Below are 22,381 nucleotides of genomic sequence, written 5' to 3'. Positions count from 1 at the left end.
GGCCGCAAACCGGCCGCTGCCCACCCATTTTCATTACTGGTTGTTCTGGCGCCCCAGGAAACGGGGGATGCTGATCGAGCCGCCATCATCGTCATCGCCCGCCGGTTCGGCCGGGGCCGCCTTGGGACGCGAAAGGCTGGTCATGCGCTCGAACAAAGTGCTGCCGCCGCCGACCGGGCGAGCCGGTGCGGGGTCGGCCGGACGCGCGCGGGCGGGTTCAGCGGCTTGCGGCTGCCCGCCGCCCAGCAGGAGTTCATCCTGCTGGCGCTGGCTGGCGGCCTGCGGAGCCGGCTGGTGCGGGGGCTGGGCCTGCGCCATCGCGCCGAGATCGAGCGGTTCGGGACGCGCGCTGCGAAGGCCGGCGTAAGCGGCCGGGGCCTCCTGCTCGACTTCCTCGCTGGCGCCGAGTTCCAGTTCGAACGGCTGGTCGGCCGACTCGGCAGCCGGCGTCGACAGTTCGAAGGGCTCGGAAGCCGGAGCGACCGGCGCTGCGGCGGCCGGAGCGGGCGTGACGAGCGGCGTCGGTGCGCTGGGCACCGGGCGCGACACCATCGGACGAACCGGGCCGCGCGAGGCGCTGAGGTTCAGTGGACGCGAGGCGATCTCGGCCATTTCCGTGGTCTGCTCGATGCCGGTGGCAACCACCGAAACGCGGATCTTGCCCTGAAGGTCGGGGTTGAAGGCCGAGCCCCAGATGATGTTGGCGTCAGGGTCGACCAGTTCGCGAATGTGGTTCGCGGCTTCGTCGACTTCCAGCAGCTTCATGTCGTCGCCGCCGATGATCGAGATGATCACGCCCTTGGCGCCCTGCATCGACACGCCGTCGAGCAGCGGGTTCGCTATGGCGCGTTCGGCCGCTTCGAGTGCGCGGTTCGGGCCTTCGCCCTCTCCGGTGCCCATCATCGCCTTGCCCATTTCGCCCATGACCGAGCGGACGTCCGCGAAGTCGAGGTTGATGAGGCCCGGCATGATCATAAGATCGGTGATCGAGCGCACGCCCTGCTGAAGCACTTCGTCGGCAAGCTGGAACGCTTCCTTGAACGTGGTTTCCGCCTTGGCGACCAGGAACAGGTTCTGGTTCGGGATGACGATCAGGGTGTCGACGTGCTTCTGCAGCTCCTCGATGCCCGAGTCCGCCGAACGCATGCGGCGCGTGCCTTCGAACATGAAGGGCTTGGAAACCACGCCCACCGTCAGCACGCCCTTGGCGCGCGCGGCCTGCGCGATGATCGGCGCCGCACCCGTGCCGGTGCCGCCGCCCATGCCGGCGGCGATGAAGACCATGTGGACGCCGTCAAGCAGGCGTTCGATCTCTTCGATCGTCTCTTCCGCTGCGGCGCGGCCCACTTCCGGACGCGCACCGGCGCCGAGGCCCTGCGTGATTTCCGGGCCGAGCTGGATGCGGGTTTCGGCAATCGCGTTGTTGAGCGCCTGCGCGTCGGTATTGGCGACGACGAAGTCCACGCCCTCGATCTGGGCCTGGATCATGTTGGCGATGGCGTTGCCGCCTGCTCCGCCAACGCCGATGACGACAATACGCGGACGAAGCTCTTCGATCGCCGGCGGTCCGATGTTGATGCTCATTTCGATCTCCTGGCAGGCACGTGCGCGAAGAAATTTACCTTGACTAGCCTGATTGCACGGCAGCCTCCGTCAAGGCAAAGCGTGCAGCCTTGTTGTCCACAGCCGAAACCGCGAATTCCAGCCAATCGTGCCGTTCCCGTCGCAGGGAATGCACGACTGACCAAAGGGCTTTGAGTCGGTTTGGAAATTCGCGGACAGGAATTCAGCGGCACTGGCCCTCGCCCCACTAAATGCCCTGCCGGGCATCTTCCAAACAGTTGCTCAAAAGTACTCTTTCAATGCTCTATAGACGCGATTGACCACGCCAAGACCGCCGTAACTCACTGTACCTTGGCGGTTCTTGCCGAAAGTCCGAATGTCGATCGGGTCCGCGGCGGCATAGAGAACCAGTCCCGCAAGCGTGGAGAAGCCCGGTTTTACGTGGGCTTCGGCCAGTCCCGAAAGATGCGGCACGCGGCCGATGCGCACCGGCTTGCCCAGCGCCGCCTGCGCATAGTCGGCCAATCCCACCAGTTCCGCGCCGCCCCCGGTGAAGACCACCTGCTTGCCGCGCTGCGCGTTGAAGCGCATCAACTTCAGCGCCTTGTTTATTTCTTCCATCAGGATGCCGAGCTGGCCGGTGATCACCCCGATCAGTTCGGCGCGCGGGATGCGGTTCTTGTCATCGGCATGGCGGGCGATCGGGCCGGTGCCTTCCTCGCCCGGCGCATTGACGGGAATCATCTCGCGGTGATCGTGCGGGCTGGCGATGGCGGAGCCGTTCACGCACTTGAGCCGCTCGGCCTGGAACCGGCGAATGCCGAAGGCCGAGGCGACGGCGTCGGTAATGTCGGCCGAGCCCATCGGGATCGAGATCATGTCGATCAGCAGCCCATGCGAATAGACCGCGACATTGGTGACTTCCGCGCCGAATTCCACCAGTGCCACGCCCAGGTCACGCTCTTCGGGCGAGAGGCAGGCCTGCCCCGCCGCGATGGGCGAGCCGACCACGGCCTCCACTTCGAGATGTGCGCATTGCACCGCTTCAGTCAGGTTGCGGATCGGGGCGCCGTCGGCCAGGACGATGTGGATGTCGACGCCAAGCCGCTCGGCATGAAGACCCTTGGGATTGCCCACGCCGTGCGCACCGTCGAGGCGATATTGCGCCGGCTGGGCATGGAGCACCATGCGCCCGTCGGGCTGGATCACTTCGCGCGCCGAGATCAGGAGCTGATCGATATCCTCCTGCTCGATGCGGCGGCCGCCGATCTCGGCATCGAACTGGTCGATGCGGCTGGCGAGCCCCGCCCCCGAGCAGCCGATCCAGACTTTGGTGACGCTGGTGTCGGCCATCTTCTCCGCCCGGTCGATGGCATCGCGGACGGCATAAGTGGCGGCGGCCATGTCAGTGACGAAGCCGCGCTTGATACCCTGGCTGGCGCGGTGGCCCGAGCCGAGCACGATCATGTCCCCCATCTCGGACATGCCCGCGACAATGGCGGAAATGCGGAAGGACCCGATATTGACCGCGCCGAACACGCGGGTGATGCGTGGGGGTGCCATCACTGTTCCTCCGCTGCGGCGGCACTCTGGCTGCTCGCTTCGACGCTCGTATGGGGGACTGCGCCCGCCTTCATCGCCAGTTCCTGTCCTTCGGCGTCCGGGACCCGCAAGTAGATGCGGTCCTTCGCGCGCATGTCGATAGCCGTGACTTTGCCGCCGATCAGCCGGTTGGTGCCGTCAAGCCGGGCAAAAGTGACGAGCGCCCCGGCGGATTCGGTGTCGCCTTCCGGCAGCGCCAGCACCTGCCCGGTCTGAAACGTCAGGTTCCAGCGGCGGTTGCCGATCCATTCCGCTTCCTGCACTTTCGGCTGAAGCGCAGGCGCCGCTTCGAGCAAATGGCCGAGCTGGGTCACCTGCTGGCCCGCGCCTGGGCCGGACACGATCAGCTTGCCCTTGGCGTCCTTCCGGTTGATCGCTTCCAGTTCCTGCCCGGTCTCGTCGATGAGCACGAAACGGTCCGCCTTGCGGAGCACCGCATGGGGCTCTCGCTCGACGATGTCGATCACCAGCGTGTCCGGCAGCTGGCGCGAGACGCGCGCGTCCTTGACCCACGACAGGCCCAGCAGTTCGCTGCGCAGCCCGTCGAGATCGACCTGGGTCATTGCCCGGTCGCGCTCGGCCAGGGCCTTTTCGTAGACTTTCAGCTCGTTGAGGTTCTTCACCCCGCGTACTTCGACGCGCTTCACCTCGAAACCGGCGTCGGCGGCGACCTGGGCGAACTGCTTGCCCGCCAACATCGGCACGCCGGCCGCATTGGCCACGACCCAGATGAGCAGGCCCGCGCCGCCGAGGATGGCGACGAGGAAAATCTTGTGAAGCTGCTCCTCGGTGAAGGGCAGCCAGCTCATCACTGTATCGACGGCCGTGCCGCTGGTCGCCTTGGCCTGGCGGACCTTGGCCTTGGTGTTCTGGGCCGCGGCGGCCTTTCGCGCTGTCTTCGGCTTGCGCCGGATCGTCTGGCTCATTTGGCCCCCTTGGCGACCTTTCCGGCGTCGGCAAGCGCTTCGGCAATCATTGCTTCCACGAGATCGGGATATTCCATGCCGCAGGCGCGCGCCTGCTCGGGAACCAGGCTGAGCGGCGTCATGCCGGGCTGGGTATTGACCTCAAGCAGGAACAGACCCTCGATCCCCTGCGTGTCGTCCCAGCGGAAGTCGGCACGGCTGGCGCCCTTGCAGCCCAGCAACTGATGGGAGCGCAAGGCAAGGTCCTTGCAGGCCGCGGTGATCTCGTCCGGGATTTCCGCCGGGCAGACGTGCTCTGTCATGCCGTCGGTATACTTGGCGTCGAAGTCGTAGAAGCCGGACTTGGGCTTGAGTTCGGTGACCAGCAGAGCGCGGTCTCCGATCACGGCGGTGGTCAGTTCCCGGCCGCGAATGAAGGGTTCGGCGAGCAGGCGGTCGAATTCCTGCCACGGGCCCTTGGCGTCCGGCGCGATCGGATTACCGTAATTACCCTCATCGGTGACGATGGCGACGCCCACCGAGGAACCCTCGTTGACGGGCTTGAGCACATAGGGACGCGGCAGCGGATCGCGCTCATGGATTTCCGCGCTCTCGACGATGCGGCCGCCGGGCATGGGAATGCCGTGAGGCACGAGCGCCTGCTTGGTCAGCTCCTTGTCGATGGCGATGACCGACGTGGCGAGGCCCGAATGGGTATAAGTAAGGCCCATCAGGTCCATCATGCCCTGCACCGTGCCGTCCTCGCCCGGCGCGCCGTGGAGCGCGTTGAACACGACGTCCGGCTTCGCCTCCGACAGGCGCAGCGCGACATCGCGGTCCATGTCGATGCGCGTGACCTTGTGGCCCTTGGACTCAAGCGCCTTGGCCACGCCCTCGCCGCTCATCAGCGAGACCGGCCGTTCGTTCGACCAACCGCCCATCAGGACTGCGACGTGGAGTTTTGGGAGGGTCACTGCGTCAACTCACTTCTTGCTTCAGCGGATAGTCCAACCCGCTGGATTTCCCATTCGAGCGTCACGCCCGAGTTTTCCTTGACCCGGCGGCGGACTTCCTCGCCCAGGGCCTCGATATCGCTGCTGGTGGCCTCGGCCACGTTGAGCAGGAAGTTGGTGTGCTTCTCGCTCACTTGCGCGCCGCCCAGCGTGAGGCCGCGGCATCCGGCTTCATCCACGAGTTGCCAGGCCTTGTGGCCCTCGGGGTTCTTGAAGGTAGAGCCGCCGGTCTTGCTGCGCAGCGGCTGGCTGGCTTCGCGGCTGGCGGAAATGCGGTCCATTTCGGCCTGGATCGTGTCGGGCTCACCCGCGCGGCCCTTGAAGCGCGCTGCGACAACCACGGCGCCTTCCGGCAGTTCGGAGTGACGATAGGTATAGCCGAGGTCGGCGTTGGCGAGCGTGACCAGCGAACCGTCGCGCAGGACCACGTCGCAATCGACCAGCACGTCCTTGACCTCGACGCCATAGGCACCGCCGTTCATGCGCACGAAGCCGCCGACCGTGCCGGGGATCGAGCGCAGGAATTCGACACCGGCAATGCCGTTGTCGCGCGCGATGGAGGAGACGAGGATGCCGCTGGCGCCGCCGCCGCATTCCAGCGTGACCTCATCCACGCGGGTGACTTTCGCGAAAGCCTTGCCGAGGCGGATCACCACGCCGGGAACGCCGCCGTCGCGCACGATCATGTTGGAGCCGAGGCCGAGCGCCATGACCGGGACCGACGGATCGAGATCGCGCAGGAAGCCCTGCAGATCGGCAAGATCCTTCGGTTCGAACAGCCACTCCGCCGCGCCGCCCGACTTGAACCAGACGAGCGGCGCCAGCGGCGCATCGGCCTTGAGCTTGCCGGCTACCTGGGGAAGGCTTGCCGCTTCGCTCAAGCGACCCTCCGCTTGACGATCGCCTCGGCAAGACCTGCGGCCCACTTGGTGATGTCGCCCGCGCCGAGGCAGACGACCATGTCGCCCGCCTGAATCGACGTGGCCAAGACATCGGCCAGCGCATCCGGCCCGGCGACGACTTGCGCCGAGCGATGTCCGCGCGCCTTCATACCCGAAACCATATGCTCGGAATCGACGCCTTCGATGGGCTGCTCGCCCGCGGCATAGACCGGGGCGGCGTAGACCACGTCGGCATCGTTGAACGCGCCTTCGAAGTCTTCCATGTGATCGCGCAGGCGCGTGAAGCGGTGCGGCTGGACCACGGCGATGACGCGGTTGCGCACGCCTTCGCGGGCCGCTGCCAGCACGGCGCGGATCTCGACCGGGTGGTGGCCGTAATCGTCGATCACGGTGACGACACCGCCCTCGACCTCGACTTCACCGACCTTGGTGAAGCGGCGCTTCACGCCGCCGAACTTGGAGAAGCCGGTCTGGATGCATTCTTCCGAACAGCCCATCTCCACTGCCACGCCCACCGCGGCGAGCGCGTTCTGGACATTGTGGCGGCCCGGCATCGGCAGTTCGATGCCCTCGATCCGGCGGAAGGAACCGTCCCGCTGGCGCAGCGCCACGTCGAAGCGGTTGCCGCCGGGGATCGGCGTCACGTTCTCGCCGCGGATGTCAGCCTGGGCCGAGAAGCCGTATGTAACCACGCGGCGGTCGCGCACCTTGGGGATGATCGCCTGCACTTCCGGGTGGTCGATGCAGAGCATCGCCGCGCCATAGAAGGGCACGTTCTCGATGAATTCGACGAAGGAGTCCTTCACCTTGTCGAACGAGCCGTAGTGGTCGAGATGCTCGGGATCGATATTGGTGACGACGGCGATGGTGCCGTCGAGGCGCAGGAACGAACCGTCGCTCTCATCGGCTTCCACCACCATCCAGTCCGAAGCGCCGAGGCGCGCGTTCGAGCCGTAGGAATTGATGATGCCGCCGTTGATGACAGTGGGATCGACCCCGCCGGCATCGAGCAGCGCCGCGACCATCGATGTCGTGGTGGTCTTGCCGTGCGTGCCGGCCACGGCCACGGTGTTCTTGAGGCGCATCAGCTCGGCCAGCATCTCGGCGCGGCGGACCACGGGAATGCGGTTTTCGAGCGCGTAGACCACTTCCGGATTGTCACGCTTCACGGCGGTGGAGGTGACGACCACGGCGACGCCCTCGACGTTCTCCGCCGACTGGCCGATCATGACCTTGATACCCCGGCCGCGCAGGCCTTCGACCACGTAGCCCTCGGCAATGTCGGAGCCCTGCACCGAATAGCCCAGGTTGTGCATCACTTCGGCAATGCCGGACATGCCGATGCCGCCGATGCCCACGAAGTGAATCGTGCCGATGTCGGTGCCGACGCCCCTCACTGTGCGGGCACCTTCGCGAGCTGGCTCTTTGCGAGCGCCTCGCCGCCCTTGGCGGGCATGGCCTTCTCCAGGCGGATCACGTCCATGATCGGGGCCGCGCCGAAGCTCTCGACAAGGTCGGCAAGATCGCTGGCGGCATTGGGATAACCGCAGTTCCACGAGGCGTGAGCGGCGTTGGCAAGGGTTTCGGGGTGCTGGGCCATGGCCTGAATCTGTTTCGCGAGCATGGTCGCGGTGAAGCTTTCCTGTCGGATTGCGCGAGCGCCGCCGGCCGCGACGATCTCGCGGGTATTGGCGGCCTGGTGGTCGTCGGTGGCGATCGGCAGCGGGATCAGGATCGCCGGTCGGCCGACCGCGGTAAGCTCCGCGATGGTCGAGGCGCCGGAGCGGCCGATGAAGAGATGGGCGCCGGCAAGCCGCTCGGCCATGTCTTCGAAATAAGTCGCGAGTTCGGCGGGGATGCCGTGGCCGGCATAGCGCGCGCGCACGGCATCGATATCCTCGGGACGGCACTGCTGGATCACCTGGAGCCGCGAACACAGCGCCGGGGGCAGCATGGCAAGGCCGTCCGGCACGACTTCGGAAAGCACCCGGGCGCCCTGGCTGCCGCCGGTCACCAGGATGCGCAGCAGGCTGTCCTCGCCGAATTCGGGGAACGGCGCGTCGCGCAGGGCCAGCACTTCCTCGCGCACCGGGTTGCCGACCAGCGTGACTTTCTCCGCCAGCTTCGGATCGAGCCGGTCCACTTGCGCAAAGGCCGTGGCGATGGCGTTGACCTTGCCGGCGAAGTAGCGATTCACCCGGCCGAGCACCGAGTTCTGCTCGTGCAGCACCGTCGGGATCTTCGCCGAACGGGCGGCGAGCATCGTCGGCAAGGCGGGATAGCCGCCGAAGCCGACCACGGCAGTCGGCTCGAAACTCTCGAACAGGCGCAGCGCCATCGCGCGGCCGGACAGGATGCCCTTGAAACCCTTGAGCCAGTTCAGCGGATTCTTGCCCGCGATGCGCCCCTGCGGCAGGACATGGGCGGGCAGATAGTCGGGCTTGCCGGGAATGGCCGCGCCGCGCTCGTCGGTGATGAGCGCGACGTGATGGCCGCGACGGTCCAGCTCCGCGGCGAGCGCGAAGGCGGGGATGAGGTGGCCGCCCGTTCCGCCCGCGGCGAGGACGTAGTGGCGGCTGACCGAGCCGGATACGGCCGAACTCATGAAGAAAAGTCTCCAACGGCGCGCAGTGAGAACTTTTCGCGCTTGATGAACGGATTGCGGCGCGTGATCGCCAGCAGCAGGCCGACAGTCATGCACATGGCCACCGTGGACGAGCCGCCGTAGCTGATCAGCGGCAGGGTCATGCCCTTCGACGGGAAGAGCTGCAGGTTGACCAGGATGTTGATGAAAGCCTGCCCGCCAAACTGCGAGGCGATGCCCGAGGCGGCGAGCACGGTGAAGAGGTCCTCCTCATCCACGAGACGCAGCATGACCCGCGTCAGCAGGGCAAGGTAGATCATGACGATGACGACGCAGGCGATCAGCCCGAATTCCTCGCCGATGACGGAGAAAATGTAGTCGGTATGCGCTTCCGGCAGCGCCATCTTGCGCGCGCCCATCCAGAAGCCCTGCCCGAACCACCCCCCGTTCAGGAGCGTGCGCTGCGCAAGGTCCACCTGGTCGAAGGCATTGCCGCCGGACAGGAAGGAATCGATGCGGTTGCGGCCGTTGTCGTATGTGAAATACATCAGGACGATACCCGCGACGCCCAGCCCGGCGAACATGCCGATGCGCTTGAGCGGTATGCCCGCCAGCAGGATCATCACGAAGAACGTGCCGGAAAACAGCATCGTCGAGCCGAAGTCCGGCTGCGCCATGAGCAGCGCGCCCAGCAGGCCCATGAGGCAGAAGCAGATCGCCACCACCGGAATATGCGGATCGCGCGCGCGCCAGGACAGGATCCAGGCCAGCAGGATCGGGAAGCCGGAGCCCAGGAACTGCGACGGCTGGATCGAGACGCCCAGCTTCAGCCAGCGCCGCGCGCCGTTCACTTCGGAGCCGATCACCGGCACCAGCACCAGCCCTACCAGCATGACCGCGGCAATCAGGATACCCACGCGGCGGGCGCTGTCCTTCGACAGGCTGGACGCCCAGAACATCGCGCAAAGGCCCACGAACTGCCAGCGCAAGTGCAGCCAGAAGAAGTGGAGCTGCGAGAGCTTTTCATGCGCGGTCGACAGGCGCCGCGCACTCGCGGGCGAACCGGCCGCCACCGCCACGGCGCCGATGCCCATGAGGATCAGCACGATGGCCAGGACGGTGCGGTCGATCTCCTGCCACCAGATCGCCAGCTGGCCCCGGCGGTTGCGGTTGTAGCGGACGTTGGCGGGCTGAACGCCCGAAGCGGAACCGGGAGCGGCAGTGGCCATCAGTGCTTCACCCCATCTTCGCCTTCACCCTCGGGCGTATCGGCGGATGCGCCCTGCTCCTGCTCGCCATGAAGTTCGAGCAGAGCCTCGACGATCTGGCGGAAGGCCAGTCCGCGCGCTTCGTAGTCGCGGAACTGGTCGAAGCTGGCACAGGCGGGCGAAAGCATGATGACGTCGCCCGGTCTGGCGCGGGTCATCGCATCGCGGATGGCTTCGGCCATCATCTCACTGCGGTGCACTTCGGTGTAAGGGGCGAGGATTTCGGCGAAGCGCGGCCCGGCATCGCCGATGGTATAGGCAGCCGCGACATTGCCGAAGAACGGCGCGCATTCGTCAAGGTCGTCGCCCTTGGGAAGACCGCCGAGAATCCAGTGGAGGCGCGGCTCGGGATCGGGCGGAAACGCGGCCAGCGCCGGTGCGGTCGAGGCCGGGTTGGTCGCCTTGCTGTCGTTGATGTAGAGCACGCCGCCGGCCTCGGCCACGCGCTCCATGCGGTGCGGCAACCCGCTGAAGGTGCGCAGCGCGGGCTGCCACTGCTCCGCGGGAATGCCCAGGGCCTCGACGATGGCGACAGCCACGGCGGCGTTCTGCAGGTTGTGCGGGCCTTGCAGCGAGGGCCAGTCCTTCTGGAGCGGCGCAAGGTCCTGCCCGCCGACGCGGCGGACGGCGCCGGGCGCGCGGCGCAGTTCCTCGGTCTCGGCAATGTCGGAGGTCTCGCGGTCGCCGGTGCCGAAGATGGCGGGGCGCGCGGCGTCCTGCATCGCGAAGAGGCGCGCCTTGGACATGGCATAAGCCTCGAACCCGTCATAGCGGTCGAGATGGTCCGGCGTGATGTTGAGCAGCGCGGCCACGTCACAGTCCAGGCTGCGGGTGAGATCGATCTGGTAGCTGGACAGCTCCAGCACATAGACGCCGCCCTCCGGCAGCGGATCTTCGCCCAGCACCGGCACGCCGATATTGCCGCCGACGCGGGTGGGCACACCGGCGCTTTCCAGCAGGTGGCAGACCAGCGACGTCGTGGTCGACTTGCCGTTAGTGCCGGTTATGCCGACGACGCGGTGCGCGGGAAGGCTGCCGCGGGCGAGCGCGAAAAGCTCGATATCGCCGATCACCGGCACGCCGTGGCGGCGCGCGGCTTCGGCGATCGGGTGCTTGTTGAGCGGTACGCCCGGCGAGACGACCACACCGTCATAGCCCGTCAGGTCGGCGGTGACGGGGTCCGCGACTTCGATGCTTTCCTCGTGACGGCGCGCGCAGAGGGCGTGGCGCGGCTCTTCGCGCGAATCCCAGGCCATGACGTGGGCGCCGCTGGCCAGCAGCGTCTCCACCGCCGTGAGTCCGGAGCGCGCGAGTCCGAGCACCGCGTAGCGCTTTCCGGCAAAGGCGGGGGAGACGATCAAGACCCGGCGCCCCTTATCGCAGCTTGAGCGTGGAGAGGCCGAGGACGGCAAGGACGATCGAAATGATCCAGAAGCGGATCACGACGGTCGATTCCTTCCAGCCCTTCTGCTCGAAATGGTGATGGATCGGCGCCATGCGGAACACGCGGCGGCCGGTGCGCTTGAACCAGAACACCTGGATGATGACCGAAGCCGCTTCCAGCACGAACAGCCCGCCGACGATGGCCAGCACGATCTCGTGGTGCGCGGCCACGGCAATGGCGCCGAGTGCGCCGCCGAGGGCGAGGCTGCCGGTATCGCCCATGAAGACGGCCGCGGGCGGGGCATTGAACCAGAGGAAGGCAAGGCAGGCGCCGATGATCCCGGCGCAGAACACGGCGAGTTCACCCGCGCGCGGAACGTGCGGAATGCCGAGGTAATTGGCGTAGTCGACGCGGCCCGCCAGGTAGCAGATGATCGCGAAAGTACCCGCTGCGATGATGACCGGCATCGTCGCCAGTCCGTCCAGGCCGTCGGTCAGGTTCACGGCATTGCCCGCGCCCACGATCACCACGGCCGCGAAGACGTAGTAGAACGGCCCGAGCGGAATGTAGCGGCCCGACAGGAAAGGAACATAGAGGTTGGTGTTGAGCTGGCTGACGATGATGTACGAGGCGATGCCCGCCACCACGAACTCCAGCCCCAGGCGCAACTTGCTCGACAGGCCGGCGGTGCTGCGCTTGGCGACCTTGTCATAGTCGTCCAGGAACCCGATGATCCCGAAGCCCACGGTCACGGCCACGCAGGCCCAGACGAAGGGGTTGGTCACGTCCATGAACAGGATCATCGAACTGACCAGCGCGGTGAGGATCATCAGCCCGCCCATCGTGGGGGTGCCGCGCTTGGCAAGGTGGCTCTGCGGGCCGTCTTCGCGGATCGGCTGGCCCTTGCCCTGGCGCACGCGCAGCATGTTGATGAAGCGCGGACCGATCAGCAGGCCAAGGCCCAGCGCCGTCATCAGCGCCGCGCCGGAACGGAACGTCTGGTAGCGGAAGAGGTTGGACAGTCCCTCGTAATGGAACCAATCTGCGATGAGATACAGCATCTTGCGGGGTTGCCCCCTACCCTTCCTGTTTGTCGAGCGCGTTCACGAGGGAAGACAGGCCCACCGAATTCGAGCCTTTGACCAGGATGACGTCATCCCGTTCGAGACCGAATTCGCGCAGTGCATCCACGGCTTCCCGCACGCTCAGGCAATGCGCGAAGGGCACCGTCTTGCCAAGCGGAAGACTAGCGGATTTCCCCAGTTCCCCTGAATGTTCGGCGGCTTCAAGAGCTTGGGCGAGCGGGGCCATCTCCTCGCCCACCAGCACGGCGTAATCGACTCCCGCCTCCCGGATCGGACCGGCCAGCGCGGCGTGGTAATCCGGGCCGTGGCTGCCCAGTTCCTTCATCGCACCCAGCACGGCGATGCGGCGATGCGCGGGGGTGCGCCCGAGCTGGTCGAGCGTCGCCCGCATCGAGGCCGGATTGGCGTTGTAGCTCTCGTCGATCAGCAGCGCCTTGCCGCCATTGCGGGGCGACGCGGGGCGGCGACCGGCTGCATCGGCATCGACGTCGGGCTCCCCACCCGGAACGTCGATTTCCAGTCGCGCGCCCCGGCCCGGCAGCCCGCCCATTTCGGCGAGCGCCACGCCTGCAGCGCCAAGGTCACCTTTCACCCCGCGCACTGCGGCCATGACCGCAAGGGAATTGATCACATGATGTTCGCCGGGCGACGCGACGGTATAGCAGACGCGCCGGTCGCCCATGTCGATGGTCACCAGGGAGCCGCCGCCAATCGCCGGCACCGCGTCCAGCAGACGGACGTCGGCGTCGCGGGCCTTGCCGAAGGAAACGACTTGCGCGCCGACGGCGACCGCGGCTTCCTTCAGCCGGTTGAAATAGGGGCTGTCGGCCGGAATCACGGCGATCCCGCCCTCTTCCAGCCCTTCGAATATCTCCGCCTTGGCATCGGCAATGGCCTCCATCGAGCCCAGCATCTCGATATGGGCCGGCGCGATGGTGGTGATGACGGCGACGCCTGGACGGACCTGCCGGGTCAGCCCGGCGATCTCGCCCGCGTGGTTCATGCCCATTTCGAAGATGCCGAAACGGGCGCGCGCCGGCATGCGCGCCAGGCTGAGCGGGACGCCGACGTGGTTGTTGTAGCTCTTGACCGAGCGATGGGCATCGCCCCGGCTGGCGCGGTCGAGCGCGGCCCAGATCGCTTCCTTGACGCCGGTCTTGCCGACCGACCCGGTCACGCCGATAATCGGGCCGCGGGCACGCAGGCGGCCGGCGTTTCCGAGCAGTTCCAGCGCCTCGGTGGTGTTCTCCACCAGGATGTGCGGCCCATCGACCGGCCGGTCGACCACGGCCGCCGCCGCACCCTTGGCGAAAGCCCCCTCGACGAAGCGGTGGCCGTCCATGGCCTCACCCTTGAGCGCGAAGAACAAGTCTCCGGGCTGAACGTCGCGGCTGTCGATCTCTACGCCGGAGACGGTGAACTCGCTGCTGGCCGCACCCTTGAGCACCCGCGCAAGCGTGGCGGAATCCCACAGGCCTTGCGTCGACGGGGCCAGCGGGTTCTCCTCCGCGGCGTCGCTTCCCCCGATCGAATCACTGGGCCAATCGAGGATCCGGGCTACAGCATTCATCGCACTACCTTCCCTGCGGACCAGACATTTCCCTGGCCACGGTTACGTCGTCGAATGGCAGGACGCGCACGGAGTCGCCGCTGCCGATGATCTGCCCCTGTTCATGCCCCTTGCCCGCGATGAGGACGATGTCCCCCCGTCCAGCCTCGGCGATGGCCGCGCCGATCGCCTCGCGCCGGTCACCGATTTCCCGCGCATCCTTGCCCATTCCGGCCAGGACCATCGCGCGGATCGCCGCTGGATCCTCGCCGCGCGGATTGTCGTCAGTGACGATCGCCACGTCCGCGCCTTCGCTGGCCACGCGGCCCATGTCCGGCCGCTTCCCCTGGTCGCGGTCGCCGCCGGCGCCGAAGACGACGATCAGGCGCCCTTCCACATGGGGACGGAGCGCCGCGATAGCCGCTTCCAGCGCGTCTGGCGTATGCGCATAGTCGACATAGACCGGCGCGCCTACCGAGGAAATCGCGGCGCGCTCAAGCCGCCCGCGCACGGTGACGAGGCGCTTCAGGGCATCGAAAGTCGTATGGGCATCGCCGCCGCTGGCCAGCACCAGCCCTGCCGCCACCAGCGCATTGGCGGCCTGGTAGGCACCGATGAGCGGAAGCTCGAGCACGTAGGCTTTGCCCTCATGCTCGAGCTCCAGCTTCTGGCCGAGTCCGCCCGGCTTGCGACCCGAGAGGCGGATGCTGGTGCCCTTGGCACCCACGGTGAACGTCTTGAGCCCGCGCCTTTCGGCATGGGCAATGGCTTTGTCCGACCAGGCATCGTCGGCCCAGATCACGGCGGTGCCGCCATCGACGACCACTTCGTCGAACAGGCGCATCTTCGCCGCGAAGTAATCGTCCATGTCGGCATGATAATCGAGATGGTCGCGCGAGAGATTGGTGAAGGCGCCCACCGAAACGCGCGGTCCCTCGATCCGGTACTGCGAAAGGCCGTGGCTGGACGCCTCGTAGGCGACATGAGTGACGCCCTCCCGCGCGAGGCCGGTCAGGTTGGCGAGGAACGTGACGATGTCGGGCGTGGTCAGCCCGGTCGAGACGGTTTCGTCGCTCGTGGTGACGCCCAGCGTGCCGATCGAGGCCGCGCGTTGGCCCGCCATGCGCCAGATCTGGCGCGTCAGCTCGACCGTCGAGGTCTTGCCGTTCGTGCCGGTGACGGCCACCAGGGTCTCGGGAACCGGCTGGAAGAACGGCGCGGCGAGGCGCGCGAACAGGCGGCGCGGCTCGGGATCGGCGAAATGGACGGCGCCTTCGACTTTGGCATCGGGATGCGCCACCACGGCAATGGCGCCGGCCTTGACGGCGGCGGCGATGTAGTCCTCGCCATTGAACTTCGTACCGCGAAAAGCGCCGAAAACCGTGCCGGGCGCGACTTTGCGGTGGTCGATGGCAAAGCCGGTGACATTGCCCGTCTCGTCTGCACTGCCCGCAAGATTGCTGGCCGAAAGAGAACCCTCGGCAAGAGGGATGCCGGCAGCGGCGCAGAGGGCAGTCAATTTCATTCTTCGAGGCTCACTCTTCAGCGGTTCCGGCGGGGATCAGGGGCTTGAGGTCGGAAATGTCGATGTCGCGCGTTTCGTCGGGCATGACGCCCAGCAGCGGGCCGATGCGCGGGACGACGCGCTGGATCACCGGTGCCGAGTTCCAGGCCGCAGTGCGCTGGAACGAGGTGGCTTCCGTGCCCTGCGGCTCGTCCATCATGGCAATGACGACATAGCGCGGGCGGTCCATCGGGAAAGCCGCGGCGAACGTCGCCACCAGCGAGTGCTTGCGATAGCCGCCGACGCCGGGCTTTTCGGCCGAGCCGGTCTTGCCGCCCACGCGGAAGCCCGGCGCGTCGGCCTTGCGGCCCGTGCCGTAGGACACGATCATGCGCAGGAGCTGGCGCATGCGGGCGCTCGTGGCGGCGGTGAACACGCGGCGTCCTGCCGGAACCTGCGAAGGCTCCAGCTTTTTCAGGGTGGTCGGGCGCCAGATGCCGCCGTTGACGAGCGCGGCATAGGCATTGGCCAGATGCAGCGGAGTGACCGCGATACCGTGGCCATAGGCGACCGTCATGGTGCGCAGGCGCGGCCACTCGCCCCGCGGCCAGAGAGGGAAGCCGCGCGCCGGCAGTTCGACATAAGGCCGCTGGTTCATCGACAGCGATTCCATCGTCTTCTTGAGCCGCTCGCCGCCGAGTTCGTCCGCGATATGCGCGGTGACCGTGTTCGACGAATGGATCAGCGTTTCCAGCACGTTGAGCGAGCTGCCGTAGTTGTGCAGGTCGTGAATCGTGAACTTGCCGACGTGGAGCGGCGTGGCCGGCCAGCGGCGGCGCAAGTCGGTGATCGTGCCGGCATCGAGTGCGGCCGCGACGGTGATCGGCTTGAAGGTGGAGCCGAGTTCATAGACCTGGTTGGTCACGCGGTTGAAGCCGCGCGGCACGTCTCCGGCCTTGGCCTGCTCCTCGGTGATGACGAGGTCGCTGGGCTGGACGTGGTTGGGATCGAACGAGGGCAAGGAGGCCAGCGCCAGGATCTCCCCGGTGTCGACATCGAGGATCACGCCTGCCGCACCCTTGGCCTTGCTCAGCGCCATGCCCTTGCCGAGTTCGTCTTCCAGCGCGCTCTGCACGCGGAAGTCGATCGAGAGCACGGCCGGGGTCTCGCGGCCTTCGGGGCTGGTAAGCTGCTTGTCGAACGCCTCTTCCATGCCGACCTGGCCCTTGCCGAACGTATCGACATAGCCCAGCACCGAGGCCGCCATGGACCCTTGCGGATAGAAGCGCGTGGCTTCCTGCGGATATTCGAGCGCCGGCTCACCCAGGGCGTGGACCTTGTTGGCGTCCTCCGGGAGGATCGACTTGCGCAAGTAGCCCGGCTTGTCGGACGAGAGCTTGGCGATCAGTTCGGCGCGGTCGAGATCGGGGAAGATGCGGATCAGCCCATCGGCGATCTCGGCCGGGGTGTGGACCAGCGAAGATCCCTCGGTCATCGCCTTGGGGTTGAACCAGAGCGAATAAGTACGGAATTCGCGCGCGAGGGGCACGCCGTTGCGGTCCACGATCTCGCCGCGCTGCGGGATCAGCAAGTCGGAAAGGTCGCCTCCGCGCACGGACGGACCGGTCACACCCAGGTAGACGATGCGGAAGAAGGCCAGAAGCCCGATGAGCGTGAACACCCCCAGAATCCAGAGCGTGCGCATCTTCGCCGTCAGCAGCGACTGCTGACGGACGTTGAACAGCTTGCGCCGGCCGGTGGAAACCGTGGTGGGGATCGCTCCGATCGGGAAGGCCGGAGCGTTCACTGCTGGGCGGCCTCCGCCACTTCGATGCGCGCCAGGCGGCTGCCCAGCGCGGCGGCATCGCGCGCCATCTGGTCACGCTCGGGATCGCGGTTCTTGCCGCCCGCGCCCTTGGCTTCGCCCTGGGCGATGGCAGCGGCCGTGGCGCCGGAGACCGGCGACACCATGGCCAGCAGTCCGCCGTTGCCGCCCTCCGCTTGGGTGCCCTCGCCGGTCTTGTCGGCATTGGCATAGCGGATCGGCGCCGGCGCACCCGGCCCCACCGGCATGCCCAGCGCGGCAAGCTGGCGCTCGCCCTCGATGTACTGGCCCGCGGTCGGCGCCTTGTAGCCGAACTCGACGTCGTTCAGTTCCTTGAGCGCCTGCTGGTTCGAACGGGTCTGGAATTCCGTTTCCAGGAAGTTGATGTCCTGCTGCACCCACACGATCCGCTTCTCGGTATCGTGAACCTGGCTCTTCACCGCGTTGACACGCAGCGTCAGGCCGATCGTCAGCGCCCCGCAGACCAGCAGCACGGAAATCCATCCGATCGAATGGACGCGATCGCGAGTGAGGTTCATGCGGCGCTCCTGGGGTCTTCGCGGCCGTTCCGGGCCGATTTCGTGGGGCCAGTCGTTCTGGGTGAGGCTTCCGTGCGCACCGCGGCGCGCAGGGTTGCGGATCGGGAACGGGGATTGGCGGCAAGTTCCGCTTCCCCGGGCCGCACCGCCTTCGCCACATGTTCGAACGTCGCCTGCGATCCCGAAGCGACTTGCGGCAGGTGCCGCGAAGTGCTCTGGGCCTGGCCGGCGGCATCGCGCAGGAAGCGCTTGACCTTGCGGTCCTCAAGGCTGTGGAAGGTCACGATCGCCAGCCGCCCCCCGGCGTGCAGCAGCGTTTCGGCCCCTTCCATCCCGGCGTCGAGTTCGTCCAGCTCTCCGTTCACATGGATACGGATCGCCTGGAAGCTGCGCGTCGCCGGATCCTTCGGCGCCGACGCTCCCTTGTAATTGGGATTGTAGCCCACGGCCTTGCGCACCACGCTGGCGAGTTCGCCCGTGGTCGCGATGGGCCGCGCGGCCACGATCGCCCGCGCCACCCGGCGCGACTGGCGTTCCTCGCCATAGAGGTAGAGCACGTCGGCGATCTCCGCCTCGTCCGCCTCGTTCACGAAGTCGGCGGCGGAAAGCCCGGACTGGCTCATGCGCATGTCGAGCGGGCCATCGGCGCCGAACGCGAAGCCCCGCTCCGCCTGGTCGAGCTGCATCGAGGACACGCCGATATCCATGACGACGCCGTCCACGCTGTCGACTCCCGCTTCTGCAAGGCCCTCGACCATTTCGGAGAAGCGCCGGGCGTGCAACACGAGGCGGGGCGGAACGGCGTCCAGCTCCGGCCATTTTTCGCGGTTATCCACGATTGCAGCAATGGCATCGGGATCCCGGTCGAAGGCATGAACCGTCGCCCCCGCATCGAGCAGGCGGCGGGTATAGCCTCCCGCGCCCAGGGTACCGTCGACGATGACGTCGCCGCCCCGGGGGTTCAGGGCGGCGACGACCTCCTCAAGGAGCACCGGAACGTGGGGAACGCCCTCGGGTATGGTGCGAGAGGCGCTCATTTCTTCGAAGCTTTCTGAAGTTCCTTGGCCGCAAGGCTGCCACAGGCGGTCTGTGCCGCCTTCCAGCTATCGTCCATCGTGTTGAGGTTTTCCGGGCTCCACACCGTGAAGAATCGGCCATTGCCGCGGAAGTAGAGCTGGTCGGAGACATTGGCGAGCGCGCCGAGATCGTCGGGCAGGACGAAACGGCCGCTGCCGTCGAACGGCACTTCGTAGGAGGCGTAAATGTCGCTGGCGCGCTTTTCCGCGTCGAAGTCCTTGCCCGCGCGGACGGCCATTTCCTGCTGCTCGCGGATTTCCTGCTCGAAATCCTGAATGCGCGAGAGGCCGAAGCCGACGAGGCAGGGCCAGCGGTCATGGGTGGTCAGGCAGAGCAGGTCCTTGCCGCTCGATTCGCGCACAGTGCCGCGAAATGCATTGGGCAGCACGAAACGGTTCTTGTCGCGTAGCAGCGAGAAGCCCTGTCCGTTGTAGATGTATGGCTGCCCAGCCATGGTCCCTGTTCGCCCCTAAGGTTGCCTCTCGGGCATGACAGCAACCCCTCCCGCCACGCGCTCACGCGGCAGGGTTCCGGTACTGCAAGCAGCACACGGCGAGTCTCAGCCATTCCGATTGACAATGCTTTTATAACGGGAATTTTGGGGATTAAAGGGAAATGTGGGGATCAGAGGGAATTAATCGGCGGATTTCTTCGGATTTTAGGCACGGGTCATCCCAGGTCCCGTTCCGTTAGGACCTGCGAAACCATGGATAGCGCTGATTTTACGCGGATTTTCCCTTATATCCGCATCGATCCCGGGCCTGCCCGTCAATCCCCACTTTTTGCCTGTTCGATGAGCCTGGCAAACGTTTTACGCCGCAAGTCCAGCGAGGGCACCTCTTCGGGGTCCTCCAGCAAGGCTGCGTCGGAAATGGCCAGGATCCGGCCCTTTCCCAGCCTGCATCGCGCCAGAACCCCATCCGCTTCGTAAAGGCAGGAGGCAGTCTCGTCCCCGCTTTTCCCGCCGGTCCCGGATTTTCCCGCCGACACGGCGCCGTCCCCATCGCTCCCCGCTTTCCCCGAAATTCCCGAGGACGATGGTCCTTCCCCGGAATTCCCCGATGCGCGAAACCGGCCCGCAAGGTCGACCGGAAGCGGCCCGGCGGAAGTCTGGACCAGGCGTTCCCCGGCCCTCTGGCCCGCGTCGAACTCCAGCGCCAATCCCCAGTGCGCCAGGATGGGAGAGAGCAGCACCATGTCCTGCGGCCGCCGAGGATCGCCCAGCGCGTGGCGCGACGGCATGGTCAGCATGGGGTCCGCGAACAGCAGCAGATGCCCGCCCTCGCGCACCCAGCGGTCCAGCGCCACGTTTTCCTGCGGCGAAAGCGGGCGGGGCTGCGCCAGTACCAGTAGCGCGCCCGAGGGGAGCGGCAATCGCCCGTTCGGCCCGGCCAGCGTGTCGAGCGGGGTCAGGCGGCCTGCCTCATCCAGCGGCGCAAGCGCCCAGTGCCGGGCGCGCTCAGGCGCCAGCAATTCGCGCACATCGCCGCTTTCGCCCCAGACGATGGGCAGGCTGGTATAGAGACCAATGGCGCGATCGCGGCGCGGCGCCGCCGAATCGCCGCAACTCGTGAGTGTGGCCGCGAGCATGGCCGCGCCAGCCAGAAGCGTCAGCGCTGGGCGCAGCTTACTGGCCGTCTACCGGAGCGCCGGTTACTTCGGGATCCGTCATCGGCGCGGGCGGAGCCGAGGGGCTGGGATCGGCGGCGGGAACCACGCCGATGTCCGCGAGCGGATCGCTGGACGCCTTCTTCGGCTTGGCATCGACCGCAACGACCTGCTGGATCGGATCGGAAGTATCGATCAGCCGGGTGCGATCGTTGATGATGTTCGCCAAGCCCACGATGAGCAGCATCGCGCAAAGGCCGAAAAGTCCGACCTGGAGACGGTGAACGGCCTGCGAACGCAGCTCGCGCGCAGTGGGCGGCACGAAGTGCTGCGGTGCGGTGATCGGTTCAACCATTGTAGGCGGAATGTGTCCTGCCATCGACAGACCGTTTACCTCAGGATCGCAGCCATGGGAAGACGGGCAGGTTCTTCGATTCCAGCCATTCCGGATTGAACAGCGAGGAGAGGTAGCGGAATCCGGTGTCGCACAGGATCGTGGCGACGCGCGCGTCGGCCTTGCCTTCGGCCACCAGCTTGCGCCCCAGCGCCACGGCGCCCGCCACGTTGATGCCCGAGGAGAGGCCGAGGCAGAGCCCCTCTTCCGAAAGCAGGCGGCGGACCCATTCGAGGCCCTCTTCGTCCGAGATGCGGAACTGGGTATCGATCGGCGCGCCTTCGAGGTTGGCGGTGATCCGCCCCTGCCCGATGCCTTCGGCGACCGACGAGCCTTCGGCCTTCAGCTCGCCATGGGCATAGTAGTTGTAGAGCGCCGCGCCGTGCGGATCGGTGAGCGCAATGGTGATGTTCTCGTCGAAGGCCTTGAGGCCGAGGCCGGTGCCCGCGATCGTGCCGCCGGTGCCCGCAGCGCAAGTGAAGCCGTCGATCCGGCCGTCCAGCTGCTGCCAGATTTCCGGCGCGGTGCTTTCGATATGAGCCTTGCGGTTGGCGATATTGTCGAACTGGTTGGCCCAGATCGCGCCCGGCGTCTCTTCGGCGAGGCGGCGCGAGGTGTGGACGAAGTGGCCGGGATTCGAGAACGGCGCGGCCGGCACCAGGACCAGCTCGGCGCCCAGCGCGCGCAGCGTGTCCATCTTCTCGCGCGACTGCGTTTCCGGCATGACGATGATCGTCTTGTAGCCCAGCGCATTGGCCACCAGCGCGATGCCGATGCCGGTGTTCCCCGCCGTGCCTTCCACGATCGTGCCGCCGGGCTGGAGCAGGCCCTTCGCCTCGGCATCGCGCACGATCCACAAGGCCGCGCGATCCTTCACCGAGGCGCCGGGGTTGGCGAATTCGCACTTGCCCCAGATCTCGCATCCGGCCGCTTCGCTCGGTCCCTTGAGCAGGACGAGCGGGGTGTTGCCGATGAGGTCGAGAGTGGAGCGCTGGGGGATCGGTGCAGTCATGGCGGCACAGGTAGGAAGTCAGACCGAAAGGCGCAAATGATTTGCGGAGTTTTTTGAGCAGGCCATTCGCCTTGCTCCCCTTCTCGTGCCCGTCTCGCGGCCCGGCCCGCGGCGCCTTCCCGCTTTCCGCCTCGGCTCCCTCAAGAATCCATCCCGGAGGGGAGGTCCGATGGAACGCGGGCCGGTGCCCGCGCAAAACGGCCCGGAGGCCGTCTTGCCGGAGCGTCAGGTCATCGCAGAATCAGTCTTCCTGCGCGATCGTGACCTTGCAGCCTTCGAGCACCGAAGTGATCGGCACCTGGCAGGACAGGCGCGAGTATTCGTTGCGATGGTCCGAGCTGTCGAGCAGGTCGTTCTCGTCTTCGCTCATGGCCGGCAGCTTGTCGGCGAAGGCGGGATCGATGTGGACGTGGCAGGTCGCGCAGGAGCAGCAGCCGCCGCAGAGGGCCAGAAGCTCGTCGAAACCGCTGTCGCGGATCGTTTCCATGAGGGTGCGGCCTTCAAGGGCCTCAACGGTGGATTCTTCGCCCGATTGATTGATGACGATGATCTGCGGCATTCTCGTCG

At 66.7% G+C, this 22,381-nt stretch carries 20 protein-coding genes; all 20 read right to left on the bottom strand.

The genetic code is table 11. The annotated features are described in order from the left end of the window. Nucleotides 1-33: 33 nt before the first annotated feature. The 20 genes from ftsZ to EDF58_RS00440 all read right to left on the bottom strand — a co-directional run bounded on the left by ftsZ (nucleotide 34) and on the right by EDF58_RS00440 (nucleotide 22,373). Nucleotides 34-1,584 carry a cell division protein FtsZ gene (ftsZ, locus tag EDF58_RS00535; RefSeq protein WP_132261773.1) on the bottom strand — a complete coding sequence of 517 codons (1,551 nt, stop codon included), beginning with the start codon at nucleotides 1,582-1,584 and terminating at the stop codon, nucleotides 34-36. A gap of 261 nt (nucleotides 1,585-1,845) precedes the next feature. Next, nucleotides 1,846-3,126 carry a cell division protein FtsA gene (gene ftsA / locus EDF58_RS00530; protein WP_132261771.1) on the bottom strand — a complete coding sequence of 427 codons (1,281 nt, stop codon included), beginning with the start codon at nucleotides 3,124-3,126 and terminating at the stop codon, nucleotides 1,846-1,848. After that, entirely contained in the window at nucleotides 3,126-4,091 is a 966-nt protein-coding gene (locus EDF58_RS00525; protein WP_132261769.1) for a cell division protein FtsQ/DivIB, read from the bottom strand. Before EDF58_RS00525 ends, ftsA begins: the two co-directional genes overlap by 1 nt. Then, entirely contained in the window at nucleotides 4,088-5,044 is a 957-nt protein-coding gene (locus EDF58_RS00520) for a D-alanine--D-alanine ligase (protein ID WP_132261767.1), read from the bottom strand. Before EDF58_RS00520 ends, EDF58_RS00525 begins: the two co-directional genes overlap by 4 nt. Further along, a complete protein-coding gene (gene murB, locus EDF58_RS00515; RefSeq protein ID WP_132261766.1) occupies nucleotides 5,041-5,964 on the bottom strand; it encodes a UDP-N-acetylmuramate dehydrogenase in 924 nt (307 codons plus the stop codon). Before murB ends, EDF58_RS00520 begins: the two co-directional genes overlap by 4 nt. Continuing rightward, complete coding sequence (murC, locus tag EDF58_RS00510; protein WP_132261764.1) at nucleotides 5,961-7,382, bottom strand: UDP-N-acetylmuramate--L-alanine ligase; 1,422 nt, start codon at nucleotides 7,380-7,382, stop codon at nucleotides 5,961-5,963. The genes murB and murC overlap by 4 nt, the downstream gene beginning before the upstream one ends. Further along, entirely contained in the window at nucleotides 7,379-8,590 is a 1,212-nt protein-coding gene (murG, locus tag EDF58_RS00505) for an undecaprenyldiphospho-muramoylpentapeptide beta-N-acetylglucosaminyltransferase (protein ID WP_132261763.1), read from the bottom strand. Before murG ends, murC begins: the two co-directional genes overlap by 4 nt. Next, nucleotides 8,587-9,798: a putative peptidoglycan glycosyltransferase FtsW gene (locus EDF58_RS00500; RefSeq protein ID WP_132261761.1), complete on the bottom strand. Its 1,212-nt coding sequence runs from the start codon at nucleotides 9,796-9,798 to the stop codon at nucleotides 8,587-8,589. Before EDF58_RS00500 ends, murG begins: the two co-directional genes overlap by 4 nt. Then, nucleotides 9,798-11,198 carry a UDP-N-acetylmuramoyl-L-alanine--D-glutamate ligase gene (gene murD / locus EDF58_RS00495; RefSeq protein WP_132261760.1) on the bottom strand — a complete coding sequence of 467 codons (1,401 nt, stop codon included), beginning with the start codon at nucleotides 11,196-11,198 and terminating at the stop codon, nucleotides 9,798-9,800. Before murD ends, EDF58_RS00500 begins: the two co-directional genes overlap by 1 nt. Before the next feature lie 13 nt (nucleotides 11,199-11,211). Further along, a complete protein-coding gene (gene mraY / locus EDF58_RS00490; RefSeq protein ID WP_132261758.1) occupies nucleotides 11,212-12,282 on the bottom strand; it encodes a phospho-N-acetylmuramoyl-pentapeptide-transferase in 1,071 nt (356 codons plus the stop codon). 16 nt (nucleotides 12,283-12,298) lie between these two features. Then, nucleotides 12,299-13,876 (bottom strand): Mur ligase family protein, encoded by a 1,578-nt coding sequence (locus EDF58_RS00485; protein ID WP_132261757.1) that lies wholly within the window; start codon nucleotides 13,874-13,876, stop codon nucleotides 12,299-12,301. Nucleotides 13,877-13,880: 4 nt separating this feature from the next. After that, on the bottom strand, nucleotides 13,881-15,380 hold the full coding sequence (locus EDF58_RS00480) for a UDP-N-acetylmuramoyl-L-alanyl-D-glutamate--2,6-diaminopimelate ligase (protein WP_132261755.1): 1,500 nt from the start codon (nucleotides 15,378-15,380) through the stop codon (nucleotides 13,881-13,883). 10 nt (nucleotides 15,381-15,390) lie between these two features. Next, a complete protein-coding gene (locus tag EDF58_RS00475; protein ID WP_132261754.1) occupies nucleotides 15,391-17,166 on the bottom strand; it encodes a penicillin-binding protein 2 in 1,776 nt (591 codons plus the stop codon). After that, the gene (locus EDF58_RS00470; protein WP_132261752.1) at nucleotides 17,163-17,723 is read right to left on the bottom strand and encodes a hypothetical protein; all 561 of its coding nucleotides are present in this window, start codon (nucleotides 17,721-17,723) and stop codon (nucleotides 17,163-17,165) included. Before EDF58_RS00470 ends, EDF58_RS00475 begins: the two co-directional genes overlap by 4 nt. Beyond that, nucleotides 17,720-18,760 (bottom strand): 16S rRNA (cytosine(1402)-N(4))-methyltransferase RsmH, encoded by a 1,041-nt coding sequence (gene rsmH, locus EDF58_RS00465; RefSeq protein ID WP_132261751.1) that lies wholly within the window; start codon nucleotides 18,758-18,760, stop codon nucleotides 17,720-17,722. The genes EDF58_RS00470 and rsmH overlap by 4 nt, the downstream gene beginning before the upstream one ends. Further along, nucleotides 18,757-19,254 (bottom strand): division/cell wall cluster transcriptional repressor MraZ, encoded by a 498-nt coding sequence (locus EDF58_RS00460; protein WP_132261749.1) that lies wholly within the window; start codon nucleotides 19,252-19,254, stop codon nucleotides 18,757-18,759. Before EDF58_RS00460 ends, rsmH begins: the two co-directional genes overlap by 4 nt. A 314-nt stretch (nucleotides 19,255-19,568) precedes the next feature. Further along, complete coding sequence (locus EDF58_RS00455; protein ID WP_207912782.1) at nucleotides 19,569-20,390, bottom strand: DUF4350 domain-containing protein; 822 nt, start codon at nucleotides 20,388-20,390, stop codon at nucleotides 19,569-19,571. Between the two features lie 37 nt (nucleotides 20,391-20,427). Continuing rightward, the gene (locus EDF58_RS00450) at nucleotides 20,428-20,763 is read right to left on the bottom strand and encodes a hypothetical protein (RefSeq protein ID WP_132261748.1); all 336 of its coding nucleotides are present in this window, start codon (nucleotides 20,761-20,763) and stop codon (nucleotides 20,428-20,430) included. Nucleotides 20,764-20,803: 40 nt separating this feature from the next. Beyond that, nucleotides 20,804-21,814 (bottom strand): cysteine synthase A, encoded by a 1,011-nt coding sequence (locus EDF58_RS00445; protein WP_132261746.1) that lies wholly within the window; start codon nucleotides 21,812-21,814, stop codon nucleotides 20,804-20,806. A 241-nt stretch (nucleotides 21,815-22,055) separates the two neighbouring features. Beyond that, the gene (locus tag EDF58_RS00440) at nucleotides 22,056-22,373 is read right to left on the bottom strand and encodes a 2Fe-2S iron-sulfur cluster-binding protein (protein WP_132261744.1); all 318 of its coding nucleotides are present in this window, start codon (nucleotides 22,371-22,373) and stop codon (nucleotides 22,056-22,058) included. Between the last annotated feature and the right edge of the window lie 8 nt (nucleotides 22,374-22,381).

It is taken from the genome of Novosphingobium sp. PhB57 (assembly GCF_004342985.1).
GTDB lineage: Bacteria > Pseudomonadota > Alphaproteobacteria > Sphingomonadales > Sphingomonadaceae > Novosphingobium.
Note: the sequence above shows the minus strand (reverse complement) of the source record. Positions and strands in the feature narration are given on the sequence as shown.